We start from the raw sequence: 18,143 nt of genomic DNA on the forward strand, positions 1-18,143 counted from the left end.
ATTTTTATGTATGAAATACTTCTTTGGTTCTTCTTTTAAGAAGAGTATGATTATTTTAAATCTCCTTCTTCAACTAAACTGCCCCGTTAGTTCAATAACAATTACTCATCTTTTTCATAAATGTGAAAATAATAAGGGTATGGATTTTCTTCATCAGTAATCCCTTTTTGTACATAAATTTCATTCCATTTTTCATAGTCTAATTCAGGAAAGAATGTATCCCCTTCAAATTCAAAATCAATTTTTGTAACGTACAGTTTATTAGCATATGGCAAGAATAATTTATAAATCTGTTCACCACCAAAAATGAAAATTTCTTCTTCATTTTCACACATTTTAAATACATCATCAGTAGAATGAGCAATTTCGCAGCCTTCAATCGAATAGTTCTTATCTCTTGTTAAAATAATGTTTCTTCTTCTAGGTAATGCTCTTCCAATAGATTCAAAGTTTTTTCTTCCAATGATAAGCGAATGTCCTAAAGTAGTTTTCTTTACATACTGCAATTCTTTTGGCAATTTCCACGGTAGCTTATTGTCTTTACCAATAACCCTATTGTTGTCCATAGCTACAATAAGTGAAATAATCATATCTTCACAGCCTTTATTTTCGGTTTTAATCCATTTTAAATCTTGTTTGTTGTTGATTCAATCATTATTCCTTGTTCAACTAACCTGCCCCTTTAGTTGAAGAAGAAAAAAAGAGCTGTCTAAACAGCTCTTAGCTCATCTACTATAGCACCTGTTCGTATCATAAGGTCAGCCAGAGAAATCTTTGCCTATTTTTTTTTCAATTTATAGATTGATAGTGACCGGGTAGACTGGAAGCACCCGTGGGAGGATTTAATCACGACAACTAAACAGTTCACCCTCTTTAGCCACTTTCATAGTAATGGATGGGTTAAAGAGTAGGCTACACATTTCCAGATAATATATACCTATATTTTTCTTTTAAAGTGATTTCAGATATTCTTTTTCTATTAAAAATAAAAAGCCCCTTTAGATAAAATTATTTAAAGGGGGAATAAACATCATAATTTTATTACACAGCGACATTAAAAATTAATACTTATAAACATTGTAATTAACTACTTTTGGGTTTTTATCATTTGCATCATTGTATACACTAAGGAATTCAAACGTTAATTCATAGTTTCCAGCTTTATATGTAACAAGATGTGATCCCTTATATTCAATTTCTTTTGCAGGTTTTCCTAAAGTCTCTTTTACAGTATTCAAACGAATTGCATGTACAGCTTTATCGTTTTTGTTGTCGCCTTCTTTCGCAAGTTTCATTACTTGTTTTAAACTAGCTGCTTGTTTAGTTGCTTTAGTCTGATAAACATTGTAACTAACTACTTTTGGATTTTTATCATTTGCATCATTGTATACACTAAGGAATTCAAACGTCAATTCATAGTTTCCAGCTTTATATATAACAAGATGTGATCCTTTATATTCAATTTCTTTTGCAGGTTTTCCTAAAGTCTCTTTTACAGTATTCAAACGAATTGCATGTACAGCTTTATCGTTTTTGTTGTCGCCTTCTTTCGCAAGTTTCATTACTTGTTTTAAACTAGCTGCTTGTTTAGTTGCTTTAGTCTGATAAACATTGTAACTAACTACTTTTGGATTTTTATCATTTGCATCATTGTATATACTCAGGAATTCAAACGTCAATTCATAGTTTCCAGCTTTATATGTAACAAGATGTGATCCTTTATATTCAATTTCTTTTGCAGGTTTTCCTAAAGTCTCTTTTACAGTATTCAAACGAATTGCATGTACAGCTTTATCGTTTTTGTTTTCGCCTTCTTTTGCAAGTTTCATTACTTGTTTTAAACTAGCTGCTTGTTTAGATGCTTTAGTCTGATAAACATTGTAACTAACTACTTTTGGATTTTTATCATTTGCATCATTGTATATACTCAGGAATTCAAACGTCAATTCATAGTTTCCAGCTTTATATGTAACAAGATGTGATCCTTTATATTCAATTTCTTTTGCAGGTTTTCCTAAAGTCTCTTTTACAGTATTCAAACGAATTGCATGTACAGCTTTATCGTTTTTGTTTTCGCCTTCTTTCGCAAGTTTCATTACTTGTTTTAAACTAGGTGCTTGTTTAGTTGCTTTAGTCTGATAAACATTGTAACTAACTACTTTTGGATTTTTATCATTTGCATCATTGTATATACTAAGGAATTCAAACGTCAATTCATAGTTTCCAGCTTTATATATAACAAGATGTGATCCTTTATATTCAATTTCTTTTGCAGGTTTTCCTAAAGTCTCTTTTACAGTATTCAAACGAATTGCATGTACAGCTTTATCGTTTTTGTTTTTGCCTTCTTTTGCAAGTTTCATTACTTGTTTTAAACTAGCTGCTTGTTTAGTTGCTTTAGTCTGTTGATTAGAATCAATAGTTTTATTATCAACATTAGCTGCAAAACTTACATCACTTACTCCATTTAACAGTGCTACAGAAACTGTTGTAGCGATTAACAGATTTTTTGTTTTACTTAAATAATTCATTGAAATTCCACCTTTTAAAGTTTAATAAAGAGTCCTCTTACTTATTTTACGGATGTTTCATATTGTATACAATAAAGTTAAAAATTGGATACAATTATACTTCTATACCTATCTTTATTCAACAATTATCTATAACACTATAAAATATCAACTACTTTCATAATAAATTTAATAGTTAGTATTTATAAAACGTTTTAAAAAGAAAAAAAGTTTTTGTTTTATCAATTTTTTTAAAATTGTAATTTTAGATCGAAGTCTGGAATTGGCTAATTTCCATTACATTGAAAGTTGGTAATCGCATATGCAACTCAATGATCTTCGAGTAAAGCCCCCGTTAGTTTAAGTACATTTCTTCACAAACTATTAGCTGGTTAGTACACTAACTATAAATCTGGAACAGTAAAAGGCTTGCCGATTGTTTTATCGGTCAAGCCTTTTTATAATTAACTGTTTAAAGAAGAAGCACCTTTTTTAAAATATTCCTGCCGTTTTTCACCTGATACAGTTTTCAATGCCAATACCCCTAATAAGAAGAAGGCAAATGAACCTATTAACCCCACAGGACGGATCGAAGTTAATTCAGCAGCTAAACCTATTAAAATCGTTAAAGCAACAATGAAACCTGCATCAATGACACTAAAGATGCTTCCGAATCTTCCCATCATCCTCACAGGAACATGATTTTGGTAGAAAGTCAAATACCCTGTATTTGCAAACGTTACAGCAAACCCCATTAAAAGTACACCAGGCGCTGCACTAAAAAAGCCACTCGAACTATAATATACTATATAACCTATTGAGGTATATTTGTAATTTTTCTTGCATTTGAACTAAAGTATTCAACTTTTTTAAGTACGCATTTTCCATTTCTAATTGTTTGATACGTGCCTCCAATGCCTCGACAGATCCTTCGGTTGGTGTTGGTATTGTTGTTCTTTTTGTTTCATTTATCCATGGATGGACGCCCCTTTTTCTTAGAAATAAGGGCATCATAACCACCAACCTCAAACTTCATTTTCCAATTTCGAATCATGCCAGGAGATGAAATGTTAAATAGTGCAGCTGTGTTAATCGAAGATGTACCTGTTTCGTTCATATAATTGAGTACGTCTAGTTTAAACTCTAAAGAATAACTTGTATAGGACTTTACAAACGCCTCAATTCCATTAGTTTCGTATTGCTTAATCCAGTTTAAAAGGTTTGATCGTGCTGTACCGACTGATTTTGCAATCGAGTTAATACTTTCTATACCCAGCTGATAGCGATTTACAGCTCCTAATTTATCTTCTACCGTGAATTTTGGCATATAAAAAACTGCACCTCCAGATTATTAGACTGTGTCTAACAATTGGGGTGCAGTTCAAAATGAAGTGGCTGCTCTTTGTTTATCCATTTAAAAATGAATGTATTACTTAGTATTCATGATTTCCAATGAGATAATCTTCTATTTGTTTATTTCTATTCCGTTCTTTTTCGAATTGCATATACGAATACCAACAAAAGAGGTAAAAAAAGTCCGATTGATAATGTTAAAGAATTACCCGTTGTTTCGTCAAAATGTTTTTGGTAGATGATATTAGGATAAATCACGAGAGAAAGGACAACAGTAATCATGCCTAACGGTAATGTTAAAGGGCGGTAATCTTTCAAATTCAGAATTTGTGCCATCCCTAAAACGGAAACGTAAAAATAAAGGGTCGTCTTAAAAAAGAGAGTGATAATCCAAAGTGATGCCATTAATCCCTCAATACGCTGTATAAAATTCCCGATATTTATCTTTTTGGTCAATTCATAGCTTGGATAAATCTCTCCTGCAGTTTTCTCAACACCTAATACTGTAAGACATAAAAATGTAATAACGATGATGACGATGCCGCCTATTAAATTTCCAATTAAGAAAGTTTTTTTACCTTGTTTCATTTTATTAACACAAGAAGGAAAAATCATTAAGAGAACAACGGCATTTACTGAAGATACTATAACATAAAAAATAGATGATTGAAGGATCTTTTTTGTCCCCATCTCATATACAGGCTGTATGTTTTCAAACTTTATTTCAGGTGAAATACACACAACTAAAATGAAAAAAAAGACGAAGAACACGACAACTAGGATTTCTGCAGTACGAGCGAAGGTTTCCAATCCAAGACGGACTCCCATCACCACAATACCCGCCATAAGAATATTAAGGACTACCATCGGAGTATTTGGAAGCATATGGATATTCAGGAATATCCCAAAATAATACAAAAGTTCTGAAGCATAAAGAAGAGATATAAATACAAAAAAAGCAGAAAGGGCTTTACCTATCCATCTTCCAAATAGTTTTTCAATGATTTGGACATAGGTGAGGTGAGGGAACCAATTTGCTATAGTGATGAATAGCCATATGACTAATAAACCGATTCCCGTACCAATTATAGTAGCAATCCATGCGTCTTGCTTTGCGTCGGTTGCTAATGCTGATGGTACAGTTAAGATACTTGTCCCAATTGTAAATAAAATTACTAAAACCAGAAATTGGTACGAATTTATTTTAACGTCTTGCATCATTTCATATCATACCTTTCCCTCTACACTGTTCTTTTATTTCAACAAAAGAGAAATAAAGTCATTAAGCGGTTTAAAAATAAAAGTGAGTAAATCAAATGGATTTGGAATAGATTTTTCAAATCCAAAAAGTGTAATACTTAGACCTACCCCAATTGCAAGAAAAATTAAAAATACAAGTAACTCTTTTTTATATTTTTTTTCCAAGAGAGGTGGAACTTCAATCCACAGAATAACTGCAGCAATCAGAAATATTCCTATAGTTTTTATCATGATTATTTAACCTCTATTTTTTTTAAGAAGGAATTACCTTCTGTACCCGTGTGCACAAGTTTTACGTCTACTTTAACATTCGCTGTCATCTCAGAGAATTCCTCATCCCACTGCTCTTTGATCTTTTTCCATTCTTTCGGATTAGATCGATGAATGGCTTCACCAAATCCAAATATGTCTGACTTATATTGTTTTTGTGCCGTTTCAATGGTCAGGTTAATGGTCTTTTCTAACTGTTTTTCAGTATTCTTCTCTAGCTCAACAATTGTTTCTTGGTCATTAAGATTAATTTGACACTCTACTTCCTCAACATTTCCTTTTACTTTAATATTGACATCCACTTCAGGCTTACCTTTGTTTATTTTGCCTTTTATTTTAGAATCCGATTGAATAATCTCTAAAGTGGCTTTCCCCCCTTTAGGACAAGATATAGCAGTTACAGAATTATGCACATTGTTGAGGATGGCTTTATACCCTCTGCTGTCTCGTTCAGTTAACCAGCCCACCAGTTTATCTTTTTTAAACACCGCTAAATCATCATATTTAATTTGCGCAGCAGGAGTAATCGATTCCACATTCTGTTTGTTTGATCCCATTTCTAGTTCTCCTTTTACTAGAATCCCTGTTAATACGGCTTCCTTTCCATCACTTGTAAGATTGGCTATCAACTCATCTAATGTAAAGCCGTTTGTTGAAGTCGAGGTAGCTTCTGGCGTTTTAAGCGTGTTAAACATTTCATTGGCGGGTAAATTTTCAATCGTTGTTCTGACATTCAGCAATTCCTCTGCGGTCATATCCTTAGCAATAGCAACATAGAAATCAGATCGAATTTCCCAATATCTTGACAGTAACTCTATGGATTTGGCTATGCCTTCTTCAGCTAAATCCTCACCAAGCACAAGCATTCGAAGATGTCCAGTATACATTTCCCGAGGCGATTCCTTTGTAATTTTTTGTAAGGCTTCATATACCGTTCCACCGTTCTCCTGATACAGGATGACTGGTGAACGCCCAGTACTTGTTTTCGTGGATACTTCCGAAGGTACAACCACTTGAGCAGTTACTCTGTATTCGTCTTCTACTTTATCGATTCCTATTGCCAACATAATGCCAAGCTCATTTAATTCCCTCTTGTCCCAACACCCCGTAAGAATGGAGCTAAGAATCAGGAGAACAAACATGCACTTTTTCATCGTTTATCCCCCTTCAGACTCCTTATTTTTTGGTGGTTCTGGTTTTGCAGAGGCTGAATCTTGTTGCCTAAAGATATTTTGTTGATTGATTAGACGAGGTCGAGTAAAAAAATCCCAAATAGGCAAGCGAATAAACGTATCCTTTTGGTCGGAAAGATTAAAAGGAGCTAGTGAAGACATATAAGGCACTCCAAAAGAACGCAAACTGCATAAATGCAGAAGTAGAGCGATTAAACCAATCGTTATTCCTAATAAACCAAAAGAAGCAGCTATTGCCATAAACCCAAAGCGTAGAATCCTTCCAGAGATAGCTAAGTTGTAAGTTGGAGAAACGAAACTAGAAATGGCGGTTATTGAAACCACGATTACCATCGCAGCAGAGATTATGCCTGCTTCAACCGCTGCTGTTCCAATTACAAATGCCCCTACAATAGACATGGCTGAACCGATGCTTCGTGGCATTCGTAAGCCTGCTTCACGCAAGATTTCAAAGGTGACTTCCATTATGATTGCTTCAACAAATGCCGGAAATGGAGCACCTTCTCGTTGAGCTGCCAGACTAATAAGAAGTGAAGGAGGTAGCATTACATGATTAAAAGTTGTGACCGCAATAAATAATGCAGGTGCAAGCATTGCAATCGCAAATGCAAAAAAACGAAGGAGCCGAATAAGACTTGCAATATCCGCACTTTGATAATAGTCTTCTGAAGATTGAAAAAATTGAACGAATATTGCTGGAACAATTAGGACAAATGGTGTTCCATCTACAAAAATAGCTATTTTTCCTTCCAATAATTCTGCAGCTACTACATCCGAACGTTCCGTATTAAGTATGGTTGGAAAAGGTGAATATGGTCCATCCTTAATTAATTCCTCGATATTTCCACTTTCAAGAATTCCGTCAATATCTATTTTATCCAAACGTAAACGGACTTCTTTCACTATTTTGTCATTTGCAATTCCGTTAATATACATCATGGCAACATTCGTTTTCGTACGTTTTCCAATAACTTTTGTTTCCATCCAGAGATTTGGGTCTTTCAGTCTTCTACGAACTAAGGCGGTATTTACACGCAAATTTTCGGAGAATCCTTCGCGGGGTCCTCTTACTATCACCTGGGCTGCTGCTTCCGTTACTCCACGCTCAACCCAATGCCTATTGGAAATGATTAAACCTTGGGCATATCCATCGATTAAAATAATTGTATCCCCCGATAAAAGTCCAGTAAAAAGCACTTCAAAATTAGTTAGTTCTTTAATTTCTCCTACTGTCATGGCAAAATCTTTTAATACGGTAATAAGATTTTGTTCAGGAGATAGCTTTTCCTGTAATTCGGTCTCTTTGATATCTAGCATAAGCGTTTCCAAAATGAAATTTTGTAATGCGGTTGTATCGGTTAATCCATCTGTATAGATAATACCGGCTTTAATAGTTCCTTCTTTTCCAATTCGAATTTCTCGAATTATAATATCCGAGCTTTTTCCAATGGAATCTTTTATTATTTGTATATTTTCTTGAAGATTTGCTTTTAATTCGTTTGTTGAACTTGTCGTCATCATTTGACTAGCTGAAATAGAATTGGAATGTATTTTAGAGTTACTTTTCTTTTTGAAAAAGCCCATACACTACCTCATTTACTGTTTGTTTTTTTGCGTATTTATATATAATTTTGTGTATTACTTTGCCCATTAGGAAAATATCGCTTGATCCGTTAACTTTTCTATTAAGCATGTTGATGAGATATAGATTCTCATTTTCTTTAGCATGAGGAAACTCCTTTTAACGAAAAAGTCTGAAAACACATATACTATTCTAATTTTTTAAATCATACTACATTTGATAAATAGCAGGATGTTTTCGACAAAACTTCTACTTAATGGACAAAAAAATGTATGAAAAAAACACTTCCAAAATATATCTATGAATATAATTACTGCAGTGATTAATAAAACTTTCGTCGACACTGTACACTTGAATCGTCAGCAGGAACTTATTTGTGAAGAATGTTAGTAATAGCCATCAACATTTTATAAAATATCCCATTTGCAGCACTGAAGAGTTTCTATTTAATCTACTTTATGTGTTTCAAAATCGTTAGATTATAAACATTAGTCACTTAAATAGAACTTTGTTGCGCATTAGGTTACAGCATCGGCAACAATCCGATATCCTCCTCCTGAATAAATATTGATTATGCTGTACCAACAACTGTAAGTGCGGACAAATGCGGACACTATGAAAACGGGAAGACCTAAAGAGGTTGAAGAACTTGCCAGGTGACCTGCCAACACTGTATAGCGCTACAAGGTTAAGTTTGTGTGTGGTTACCGTGGGATAACCTGCCCCTTTAGTTGAATGAAAAAAGGCTCCACTCCTTATAGAAGTAAAGCCCCCGTAAGTACATTTATTCACTAACTCAAATTTTTTACTAAGAACATTCCGTCCACTTATTACAGGAACGCTGCTTGGTTAGTAAGAAAACGTCTACATTATTGTTGAAACACTCCCACTAGTTGAATATTTCAATAGCCTTAGTGATTATTTTTCCCTTTCCAATCCTCTTTGTTAAGAGTGTAATGATAATGGGTTTGGTCTTCAATTTCAATTTCTCCATTAATACGAAATCCGCATTTTTGAATAACTTTATTTGAGCCTAAATTGTGAGGTAGAACAACTGTATTAAGCAGCTCTACCTCTGTATTCTCAAACAAATATTTTATCAATCCTTTTACTGCTTTTGTTGTGTATCCACGACTGCTGTATTGCTTTGAAATTGCATAAACAACTTCTCGGTTTGGTTCACTTAGCTCTTCTTTAATACCTGTATTGCAGAAACCAATAAATTCTCCAGTTTCTTTCAATATAATTCCCAACTTCAAATAATTAGCTCCACTAATATTAGGTACAGCTAACAAAAATTTTTTATTGTCTGGTATTTCATAATTCGTAACCCAGTTTAATCGTTGTTCTTTTGTTGAACGCCAATCTGGCAAAAAAAAATAAACTTCAGGTTGTGAAGTAAGCTCATAAATAGCATCAGCGTCTTCAATTCTAAATTCCCTCAGTAAAATATCACCACAATCTATTGTAAATAAATTGTTCATATCTATCCCCCAATTCCTTTGCTAATATTCATTTTGCACAAAAAAATTCCTTAAGTATCAATGTCCGCCCAATACATACTTCCACTTCAGTTCATTAATCTAGATAAATTACGTCTGGGTCTCCAAAAACAATTAACTTGTTCCTCTTACCTTTTATAAGAGTTGATTAGATTATATCTGACTTACATTACTTGAAAAAACCTCATACTTATTTCATAAAAGAAAATAAGCCAGTGCGGCATAAAACCACATTGGCTTATTTCAAAAATTTGTTCTGTTTCTTTTTTCTTTTAATACAATTCCGTTTTACACTTAATACATATTATACCATATCCATTTTTGATTCATAAGAATTCAATCCCTTAATCCGCTTCAAATATTAGTTGTTTCAAAATAAACTTTAACACTTTATTGTTCAACTAACCTGCTCCGTTAATTAAAGAAAAAAGAGCTGTCTGAACAGCTCAAAGATTTTCTACTAAAGCCCCCGTTAGCACAATGTTATTATAGCGGCGGATTTTCCACACCTAAACGAATCCAATCCTCTTTTGGAGGACCATAAACCCCAAATGGTTTTATTCCCGCTTGACGCATAAGAATTGTAACTTGTCCGCGATGATGAACGATGTGTTTAATTAGTCCCATAATAATCATAGCATTTGTTTCTTCTCTCCCAAATGCATTTTGCACTTGCTTAAGAGTTTCATCCGTCCATTGTTCTTCAATCATTTTTGCTGAATATGAACTTACATTTCTAAATGTCTCCGCAATTTCTTTTGCTGATGTTGGAACGTTATCTGCATTTTCTACCACATTGATTTGTAACCCAAAATTAGCTAAGTATTCCGGAATATTTGTTGTTAAATGCCAAGCGATTCTTCCTAAAGTACGGCCTTCTGGATAAACTAATTGATCTAATGAATCATCTGTCAAACCATCCAAAACTTTTTGAGTTAGCATAGATTCCTTATTCCATTCTTTGATAAAATCTGAAATCGTTACATACATATATAATTCCTCCTAAATCCATTCAATGAATGAATGAATTATTTATTATTTTATTACTGGATACACATCATAGAACACTCGTTCCCGTACGTCAAACTTCCTTCACTAACCTGCTTCGTTAGTCAATAAAGAAAAAAGAGCTGCCTATGCAACTCAATGATCTTCAAGTAAAGCCTCCGCTAGCACAAGAAGCGATCGCTCTATTTGAGCAAATGATATTACTTCCATCGTCATTCCCTTCCTCCCTGTATAAAATCTTTCTTAAATTCCATTTAATTATAATATTATAGTGCTAAAAACTGGCACAAATGTTCGTATATAATTATAATTATCTTATCTTAAATACAAAAGGAGTCTTGCCATATGAATCAAAGAGTTGCCTACTATGATGTTGCACCTGATGGTATGAAAATTATGATGGATATGGAAAAATACACTAAGAAGTCAACAATTAAGCGAGCAACAAGGGAACTTATCAAAATTAGAGTCTCTCAAATTAATGGGTGTGCGTTCTGCATAGACATGCATACATCAGATGCTCGTAAGATGGGTGAAACTGAACAGCGTATTTATTGTTTAAATGCTTGGAATGAATGTACTTTTTATACACTTGAAGAGAAAGTTGCTCTAGAATTATCTGAGCATATAACCTTAATTCCTACTAAAAGAGTTCCAGATGACCTATATAAGCGAGTATGTGAATACTATGACGAGAAACAGTATGTTGACCTTGTTCTAATCATCAATCAAATCAACAATTGGAATAGAATTTCAATTGCAATGGGGAATACAGCAACTGAAAAACAATAACTCTTTTACGAGCATCTTACGGTGTTCGTTTTTCCCTTCCTTTGTTTCGCAATTTCTTTCAGATATTCATTCAATATAGTGATGGAAAATAAAATTCCACTTTGGTATATCTGTTTAAAGTAACCTTCTTATTCAACTAAACTGCCCCGTTAGTTCAATAAAGAAAAAAAGAGTTGCATATGCAACTCAATGATCTTCAAGTAAAGCCCCCATTAGTTCAACAAGATAATTTTTTAACTTGTTAGCTTAACCTCGTGTTATTTTTTCATTTTTCTTAATTAAAAATGCTAGTAAAACTAAAATAATAATGATGAATATGTGTATTATTACTTGGACAACTTTATTGTCGAATAACACACCGAATAACATAATAGGTACCGATGCTATATTTACAATTAGTTCCACATTAGGTACTTCAATTCCCATAATAGCTAATATTACAGCACCAATAATAATACCAGCACAGCACAATACTAATATAAATAACCATTTTATTATATGTAATATTACAATAAACATTCTCTCAAAAAAATTTTGAAACATATAAACCTCTTTCTAACTACTTCTTATATAGAAAGAATTATAGACTATTCATCAAACCATTAATACAAGAAAAATAAACATTTTGATTCTTTAATAATCCTGCCCCGTTAGTTCAAGAAAAAAGTGCCCCCTAGACTTGTAGTAAAGGACCCCTTCTGCAGATTAATTTACATATATTAACTTATTCAACACAATCGCAAAAAAACCTTCTTCTTCAACTAAACTGCCCCGTTAGTTTAAGTACATTTTTTCACAATCTTTATCGTGATTTACTTACATATCTAATTTTGCCAAGGTCAACACCTGAAATTATGATTGTAGTTTTGTTAATAACACGTTCAGTGTCATTACAAAAAAATAAAAAGCGTCTAAACCCTTGATATACATGAGTTTAGACGCATTATCTTCAATTAAAAATATCAAGTTAATATTCTTCTTCGTGATTAACTCGGTCATAATGATATTAAAACGACTTCCCTATATACCAACATGGCTAACACAGATAGTCAAAGGGTTTTGGATAAGATGGAGCAGCATCGTAAAAATAAATTTGATTAATTATTAAGAATAGATCATGCTATTTTCACTTAATATACGTAAATATTTAGCTCAAATATGTAAGTGCTTATTCAACTCTTTACTACAATTACTTACATAAAATGCATTAATATAAATATCCGTCTATATTATAGTTTTTAGATCAATAATTACTTCAAATCAACAAAAAAACACCCCTACGTTCTTCCAACCATAGGGGTGTTTTTTGATAAAACATGATTATCATCAATTACCTGACAACCATTTTCCAAGACTTAGTCCTATTAACTTTTTAAAATACATTGAAATCGTTCCACACCCAGATATTTTTCACCCAAACTCACTATCTTAAATCCATAATTTTTATAAAAATCCACCGCATCTTTATCGGTTTCAGCAAACATAAAAGGTGAAGAATATTTCTCCAAAATAAAGCTAATCATTTTATACCTAAATGCAGGAATCCTATGTAAAAAGGGTTCTTTTTCTTTGAGAACATTCTTCAACAAAATGGCCTGATTGTTGAATACAAGATAAACAACACTCTTCAACTAACCTGCCCCGTTAGTAAACTAAGAAAAAGGCTCTACTCCTTATTGAAGTAAAGCACCCCGTTAGTTGAATTAGAACAGCGACGCTTATTAAACAATCGCGCCCGATTGCGGTATTATAATATTGTTATCCCTTTGCCCTTTTCGGCCAAATAAAATTGCTTATGGCAATCAAAAAATCGATACCTAACACAAGTGTCCATATTTTTAAAAATCCAGCCAACACTTCTGTTCGAGCTGAATCGTTAATTAAATAGATTAAGGTGAATAAAACCCCGGCACCTATTAGAAAAGCAAGCACATGTTGTCCCCAGCTTTTAAAATAGTGTTTCGCATAATCGATGCCAAATCTCTTAAATGGTTTCGCTCCTTGTTTCATCACATAATATTGAAAACGTATATCAGCCCATTCAATCATACTCCTACCGAATGCGATTGAGATTCCAATATATACAGCAGAAATTGCATGCACTTGGGTAGCAGTCGCACCACGATACAAGTCAATACCCGTGGCAACTAATAAAATTAAATCAATAACAGGTGTTAAAGCTAGGAAAAATAATCCTAATTTATTTCTTTTTAGAATATATCGTGTGAATAGACCTAAAGCGATAATAACCCAAAACCCTATTTCACAAGCAACGATCAGCCACGCAATTACATTCACCTCAAAACCCCCTTGTATAACGCACACAATTATCTGTTTACCTATAACAATTCAACAATACTCTTCAACTAACCTGCCCCGTTAGCTCAGTAAAAAAAGAAATGTCTGAACAGCTCAACGATCTTCTACTATAGCACCCATTAGTTGAAGAAGAAAAAAGAGACGCATATTCAACAATCGCGCCCGATTGTTGAATATCAAGATAGTGATTTCTCCTTTTTACAAGATACTTTTATGATCTCGGAAGAGGAGAAAAACCCCTTTTCATTTGTTTAAATGTCTCATTCATCCTTCCAACTATGTAAAAGTTCTTCGAAAAAGAGTTTCGGCGCAGAGGACTGGTCATCTTGTAGATAACTTTTTGCCACAGCCATAATATTTAACTTCGGAACAATAAATATATATTGTCCGTATAAGCCATTCGCATAGTAATATTCAATTTTGGTGTTACTATTAGTAATTTCACAAGTCCATAGCTGATAACCATATCCAGCTGTTCTGTCTTCTTCTGCTTCAAATTGTTTATATGGTTTTTTTGCCTCGTGGATCCAGTTAGATGAAACCACTTGATTTGATTTACATTGCCCTTCGTTTAGTAATAAAAATCCAAACTTCACCATGTCCTCTAAATTTAATGAAATACTAAAGCCACCCTCGTGAATTCCTTGCGGGTCCTTTACCCATATGTATTTTTTTATCCCTAATGGATGGAATAGAAATTCTTCAGCAAATGAGGCGGTAGAACCTCCAGAAACTTTTTGGATGATCGCGCTTAGTAAATGAGAGTTTCCACTATTATATTCAAAGGTTGAACCTGGTCTATCTATAACTGGTTGTTCTAGTATGAATTTAACCCAGTTTTTTGAACTTTGGAATTTTCCTACTTGTAACCCCGAAGTCATAGTCAGCAAATGAAATAATGTGATTTCCTCCTTCATTGGGTCATTGAACTCTAATATTTCCGGAAAGTAGTTATAAATAGGTTCATGAATGTTTTTTATTAGCCCTTTATCGACCATAATTCCAATTAATATAGACACAATACTCTTTGTAATGGAATAAACCTTTGTCGGATTTTCTACGACTTTTTTATTCTTTAAATATTCAAAGATCCGTGTATTTCCTTTATAAATGACAAAACCTTCAATTTTAATCTTCTTCACTTTCTTCTCTAACTCATTAAAAGATATTTCACTCATACATATAATCCCTCCTCCACTAAATTGCGTCATTAGTTTATGTACATCAGTTTATAATTTAACCTAAATTTTAACATAAATTCATTAATTTTATCAAAGGTGTTATTCAATTAAATAGCCCGATTGTTGAACACAAGTTAAATAACGCTCTTCAACTAACCTGCCCCGTTAGTTCAATAAAGAAAAAAAGAGTTGCATATGCAACTCAATGATCTTCAAATAAAGCACCCGTTAGTTTAAGTACATATATTCACAAACTTAAATGGTTTACTAAGCAGATTAGTTCAATTATTAAAGGAATGCTGCCCCGTTAGCTGCAATAGAAAAAGCGTTCTCTCATAATGAAAAATCGCACTATTTACTGACCAATCTAGCAACTTTACTACTTTATTCAATCTCGATAATCATCCATTATATAGCTTCTATCGTCATAAATTTAATTAGCTGTTTATAGTAAGTATGGTTTTCTTGAAGTTCTTCATGTTTTCCAGAACCAGTAAGCCGACCTTCCTCAAACACTAGAATTTGATCCGCATGGGTAATTGTCGATAAGCGATGTGCAATAATAACCGTTGTACGTTCTTTCATTACATGCTCAAATGCTTTCTGTACTTCTCTCTCTGAGTCATTATCAAGGTTAGATGTTGCTTCATCTAATAATAGTATCGCTGGATTTCGGAATAGTGCACGGGCTATCGCAATCCGCTGCCTTTGCCCACCTGATAATTTAATTCCTCCCTCCCCTACTTCAGTATCTAACCCTTTTTCAAATTGTTGGACAAAATCCCATGCATAAGCGTTTTTTAATGCTCTTATAATATCTGCTTCTAAAACGTCACTTTCGCCATAAGTTACATTATCTCGAATTGTTCCATTCATGAGTGGTGCTTCTTGCGATACATACCCAAATAAACTGCGCCACTGCTTTAAATCGATACTTTCAATAGGCCGTTTTCCAAAGCGAATAGTACCATCTGTTACATCATAAAATCGTTCTATTAACGAAAACATTGTAGTCTTTCCTCCCCCACTGGAACTAACCAATGCGGTTGTTTTTCCTGCTGGAATCGTAAAGGAAATGCCTTTTAAAAGAGGGGTATCATTGTATTGAAACGCAACATTGTCAAAAGCAATCGACTCATTGGAAGACGAGATAGCATTCATCCTATTCCCTTCGATTGGTTCGTTCAAAATTTCTTGTAATCGTTCTGTTGCCCCCATCGCTTTTTGAAGTGCAGTGAAAAATGTTGCCATTTGCGTAAATGGAATAATAATTTGCACGAGGTAAATCATAATCGCCACAAGTTCACCTGCTGAAATCGTACCTGTTGCTACTTTTGCGCCACCATAGCCAAATAATAAAATGAGCACAACCATCATAATGAACGTCATAATCGGTGATAAAATCGCTAAAATTTTTGCTTCCTTCAACCCAAATTGATACAAATGATGAATTTTTTCTTCTCCATTTTGCTGCTCAAAATTTTCTGTTTGCGAAGTTTTCACGAGTCGAATATTCGTTAATACACGCCCCAACTGTCCAGTAAAACTAGCAAGCTCGTCTTGATTTGCTTTCGCGATTTTATGCATACGTTGTCCAAGAGGTAGTGTCAATAAAATCGCTACTGGAACTGCTATTAGCATTAGTAGTGTCATTTTCCAATCAATAATGATTAATATTATTACTGCTCCAACAATAGCAAATAAGCCCGAAATAAAACTAATCAAATGATCTGTAATAAGCTCCTTAATAACATTAGAATCTTGCGTAATTCTGCTCATTGTTTCACCAGATTCATGTGCATCAAAGTACGGAATACGTAGCCTTAAAACATGTGCCCATACCGTATTGCGCAAATTAGCCACAATTCTTTCCCCAAGCTTACTCATCATATAAAACGTTATTCCACTCAGTACAGCTTGGGAAATTAGAAATGCACCTACTAATAATATCGACTGCAACGAAAAGCCAATCGTTGAAAAATCATTAATCATTCTCATCGTAACTAAGGGAACAGCCAATCCGATAAGTGTTTCAATGATACTTAGTAAAAGAGTGCCTATCGTGAGCTGCTTCGATAATCGATTACTATTAACAAGCTGCCAAATTCCTCTTACAGAGTTATTCATCATCCACACCTCCGTACACCCCAAATCTTTCAACCTGGGACATCAACCACTCTTCCTCTTCCTTTGTAAAGGGTGTAGGAAATAACCATTCATCAAATTGAATATCATTATAATCCTTTAATACTTCTGCCAACTCTACTACCATATCTTGTGGAATTAGTGAGAATAACTGTTCGATTAACGATTTCAAATTTTCATCTTGAATTGGTTGAATGTATGCTTGCTTCAACCGATTTGCTAAATCTATGTATTTTTGATTTGATTCAATAATATTCATTCCATAAAAGTCATATATGCGCTCAACTAACTCATCAGGTACTATACTTTTCAAATAGTCCATTTGTTCATCCTCTTTTAGTAAGTTAAAAATCACCGATAAAAAAATGGTTGTATCGATTACTTCACTTCGTTTTCCTATTTCAATCGCCTGATCCAAGCTAGCAATAACACGATCAATTTGGTTACGCTTCTTCTCTAGTTGTAGTTTTTGAAACCTTAATGATTCTATTAGCTGCTGTTCCTCATTACGTAAAACCTCCTCAATCTCCTCCAACGAGTAATCTAAATATTTTAATGTCACTATTTTTTGAATGGTTTCAATGCTAGCGTCATTGTAATAACGATGACCCGCATCTGAAATAAAGCACGGTTCTAGCAATCCCTTTTCACTATAAAATCGTAACGCTCGTACCGTTAGCCCCGTCTTTTTCGCAAATTGACCAATTGAATACATATTTTCATCTCCCTTTTCTTAAGTATAATATCTACCGTTACGTCAGATGCAACTACTTTAATTCACTTTACAAAAAAAAGAACACAACCTATTGCGTTCTATAATAAATGAAGATTTTATATTTAATTAGTATGACGATTTTAATCAACTTTTACATTACGAATATCCCTTCGGAATACCTAATGGGCTGGCACCCCAATAAAATAAAGCGTTAATCTTACTTAGACCAAAGCACTCGTTTAGCTTTGTACAGTAACCCACTCCTACATAAACAAAAAAGATCGAATCCTTTAAGGAATCGATCTTTTACTTC

Annotated in this window: 16 protein-coding genes and 2 pseudogenes; 1 reads left to right on the forward strand and 17 read right to left on the reverse strand. The window is 33.6% G+C overall.

Going from position 1 to position 18,143, the window contains the following annotated elements:
- Positions 1–101 precede the first annotated feature (101 nt).
- The 11 genes and pseudogenes from AMD00_RS16335 to AMD00_RS16380 form a co-directional block, all read right to left on the reverse strand.
- The gene (locus AMD00_RS16335; protein WP_053418052.1) at positions 102–590 is read right to left on the reverse strand and encodes a dihydrofolate reductase; all 489 of its coding nucleotides are present in this window, start codon (positions 588–590) and stop codon (positions 102–104) included.
- Positions 591–1,061: 471 nt separating this feature from the next.
- Positions 1,062–2,531: a DUF4309 domain-containing protein gene (locus AMD00_RS16340; protein WP_053418053.1), complete on the reverse strand. Its 1,470-nt coding sequence runs from the start codon at positions 2,529–2,531 to the stop codon at positions 1,062–1,064.
- Positions 2,532–2,974: 443 nt separating this feature from the next.
- Positions 2,975–3,265: a hypothetical protein gene (locus tag AMD00_RS16345; protein ID WP_053418054.1), complete on the reverse strand. Its 291-nt coding sequence runs from the start codon at positions 3,263–3,265 to the stop codon at positions 2,975–2,977.
- Positions 3,266–3,474: 209 nt separating this feature from the next.
- The gene (locus AMD00_RS16350; RefSeq protein WP_157059272.1) at positions 3,475–3,837 is read right to left on the reverse strand and encodes a helix-turn-helix domain-containing protein; all 363 of its coding nucleotides are present in this window, start codon (positions 3,835–3,837) and stop codon (positions 3,475–3,477) included.
- A gap of 152 nt (positions 3,838–3,989) precedes the next feature.
- Complete coding sequence (locus AMD00_RS16355) at positions 3,990–5,084, reverse strand: GerAB/ArcD/ProY family transporter (protein WP_053418055.1); 1,095 nt, start codon at positions 5,082–5,084, stop codon at positions 3,990–3,992.
- Positions 5,085–5,117: 33 nt separating this feature from the next.
- On the reverse strand, positions 5,118–5,354 hold the full coding sequence (locus AMD00_RS16360) for a hypothetical protein (RefSeq protein ID WP_053418056.1): 237 nt from the start codon (positions 5,352–5,354) through the stop codon (positions 5,118–5,120).
- Between the two features lie 2 nt (positions 5,355–5,356).
- Complete coding sequence (locus tag AMD00_RS16365; RefSeq protein ID WP_053418057.1) at positions 5,357–6,547, reverse strand: Ger(x)C family spore germination protein; 1,191 nt, start codon at positions 6,545–6,547, stop codon at positions 5,357–5,359.
- A 3-nt stretch (positions 6,548–6,550) separates the two neighbouring features.
- The gene (locus AMD00_RS16370) at positions 6,551–8,170 is read right to left on the reverse strand and encodes a spore germination protein (protein WP_053418058.1); all 1,620 of its coding nucleotides are present in this window, start codon (positions 8,168–8,170) and stop codon (positions 6,551–6,553) included.
- A gap of 519 nt (positions 8,171–8,689) precedes the next feature.
- A pseudogene (locus tag AMD00_RS24330) lies at positions 8,690–8,779 on the reverse strand (SDR family NAD(P)-dependent oxidoreductase); the annotation flags it as partial.
- A gap of 300 nt (positions 8,780–9,079) precedes the next feature.
- A complete protein-coding gene (locus AMD00_RS16375) occupies positions 9,080–9,652 on the reverse strand; it encodes a GNAT family N-acetyltransferase (RefSeq protein ID WP_053418059.1) in 573 nt (190 codons plus the stop codon).
- A gap of 504 nt (positions 9,653–10,156) precedes the next feature.
- The gene (locus tag AMD00_RS16380; RefSeq protein WP_053418060.1) at positions 10,157–10,660 is read right to left on the reverse strand and encodes a DinB family protein; all 504 of its coding nucleotides are present in this window, start codon (positions 10,658–10,660) and stop codon (positions 10,157–10,159) included.
- Positions 10,661–11,023: 363 nt separating this feature from the next.
- Here AMD00_RS16380 and AMD00_RS16385 point away from each other — a divergent pair, with 363 nt between their 5' ends.
- Positions 11,024–11,470: a carboxymuconolactone decarboxylase family protein gene (locus AMD00_RS16385; RefSeq protein WP_053418061.1), complete on the forward strand. Its 447-nt coding sequence runs from the start codon at positions 11,024–11,026 to the stop codon at positions 11,468–11,470.
- Between the two features lie 246 nt (positions 11,471–11,716).
- Here AMD00_RS16385 and AMD00_RS16390 read toward each other — a convergent pair whose 3' ends face one another.
- The 6 genes and pseudogenes from AMD00_RS16390 to AMD00_RS16415 form a co-directional block, all read right to left on the reverse strand.
- Positions 11,717–11,989, reverse strand: coding sequence for a hypothetical protein (locus AMD00_RS16390; protein ID WP_245639541.1), 273 nt, complete (start codon positions 11,987–11,989; stop codon positions 11,717–11,719).
- Positions 11,990–12,834: 845 nt separating this feature from the next.
- Positions 12,835–12,951, reverse strand: a pseudogene (locus AMD00_RS24335) (GNAT family N-acetyltransferase); the annotation flags it as partial.
- 277 nt (positions 12,952–13,228) lie between these two features.
- A complete protein-coding gene (locus tag AMD00_RS16400) occupies positions 13,229–13,768 on the reverse strand; it encodes a hypothetical protein (RefSeq protein ID WP_053418064.1) in 540 nt (179 codons plus the stop codon).
- 281 nt (positions 13,769–14,049) lie between these two features.
- A complete protein-coding gene (locus AMD00_RS16405; protein ID WP_053418065.1) occupies positions 14,050–14,967 on the reverse strand; it encodes a serine hydrolase domain-containing protein in 918 nt (305 codons plus the stop codon).
- A 411-nt stretch (positions 14,968–15,378) separates the two neighbouring features.
- On the reverse strand, positions 15,379–17,097 hold the full coding sequence (locus AMD00_RS16410; RefSeq protein ID WP_053418066.1) for an ABC transporter ATP-binding protein: 1,719 nt from the start codon (positions 17,095–17,097) through the stop codon (positions 15,379–15,381).
- Entirely contained in the window at positions 17,090–17,830 is a 741-nt protein-coding gene (locus AMD00_RS16415; protein WP_053418067.1) for a MerR family transcriptional regulator, read from the reverse strand. Before AMD00_RS16415 ends, AMD00_RS16410 begins: the two co-directional genes overlap by 8 nt.
- Between the last annotated feature and the right edge of the window lie 313 nt (positions 17,831–18,143).

It is taken from the genome of Viridibacillus arvi, from assembly GCF_001274945.1.
Classification (GTDB): domain Bacteria; phylum Bacillota; class Bacilli; order Bacillales_A; family Planococcaceae; genus Viridibacillus; species Viridibacillus arvi.

What these genes read in the sequence shown, in the direction of transcription:
- AMD00_RS16335 (WP_053418052.1), bottom strand. Translation starts at nt 590, where the DNA reads ATGATTATTTCACTTATTGTAGCTATGGACAACAATAGGGTTATTGGT.
- AMD00_RS16340 (WP_053418053.1), bottom strand. Translation starts at nt 2,531, where the DNA reads ATGAATTATTTAAGTAAAACAAAAAATCTGTTAATCGCTACAACAGTT.
- AMD00_RS16345 (WP_053418054.1), bottom strand. Translation starts at nt 3,265, where the DNA reads ATGGGGTTTGCTGTAACGTTTGCAAATACAGGGTATTTGACTTTCTAC.
- AMD00_RS16350 (WP_157059272.1), bottom strand. Translation starts at nt 3,837, where the DNA reads ATGCCAAAATTCACGGTAGAAGATAAATTAGGAGCTGTAAATCGCTAT.
- AMD00_RS16355 (WP_053418055.1), bottom strand. Translation starts at nt 5,084, where the DNA reads ATGATGCAAGACGTTAAAATAAATTCGTACCAATTTCTGGTTTTAGTA.
- AMD00_RS16360 (WP_053418056.1), bottom strand. Translation starts at nt 5,354, where the DNA reads ATGATAAAAACTATAGGAATATTTCTGATTGCTGCAGTTATTCTGTGG.
- AMD00_RS16365 (WP_053418057.1), bottom strand. Translation starts at nt 6,547, where the DNA reads ATGAAAAAGTGCATGTTTGTTCTCCTGATTCTTAGCTCCATTCTTACG.
- AMD00_RS16370 (WP_053418058.1), bottom strand. Translation starts at nt 8,170, where the DNA reads ATGGGCTTTTTCAAAAAGAAAAGTAACTCTAAAATACATTCCAATTCT.
- AMD00_RS16375 (WP_053418059.1), bottom strand. Translation starts at nt 9,652, where the DNA reads ATGAACAATTTATTTACAATAGATTGTGGTGATATTTTACTGAGGGAA.
- AMD00_RS16380 (WP_053418060.1), bottom strand. Translation starts at nt 10,660, where the DNA reads ATGTATGTAACGATTTCAGATTTTATCAAAGAATGGAATAAGGAATCT.
- AMD00_RS16385 (WP_053418061.1), top strand. Translation starts at nt 11,024, where the DNA reads ATGAATCAAAGAGTTGCCTACTATGATGTTGCACCTGATGGTATGAAA.
- AMD00_RS16390 (WP_245639541.1), bottom strand. Translation starts at nt 11,989, where the DNA reads ATGTTTATTGTAATATTACATATAATAAAATGGTTATTTATATTAGTA.
- AMD00_RS16405 (WP_053418065.1), bottom strand. Translation starts at nt 14,967, where the DNA reads ATGAGTGAAATATCTTTTAATGAGTTAGAGAAGAAAGTGAAGAAGATT.
- AMD00_RS16410 (WP_053418066.1), bottom strand. Translation starts at nt 17,097, where the DNA reads ATGAATAACTCTGTAAGAGGAATTTGGCAGCTTGTTAATAGTAATCGA.
- AMD00_RS16415 (WP_053418067.1), bottom strand. Translation starts at nt 17,830, where the DNA reads ATGTATTCAATTGGTCAATTTGCGAAAAAGACGGGGCTAACGGTACGA.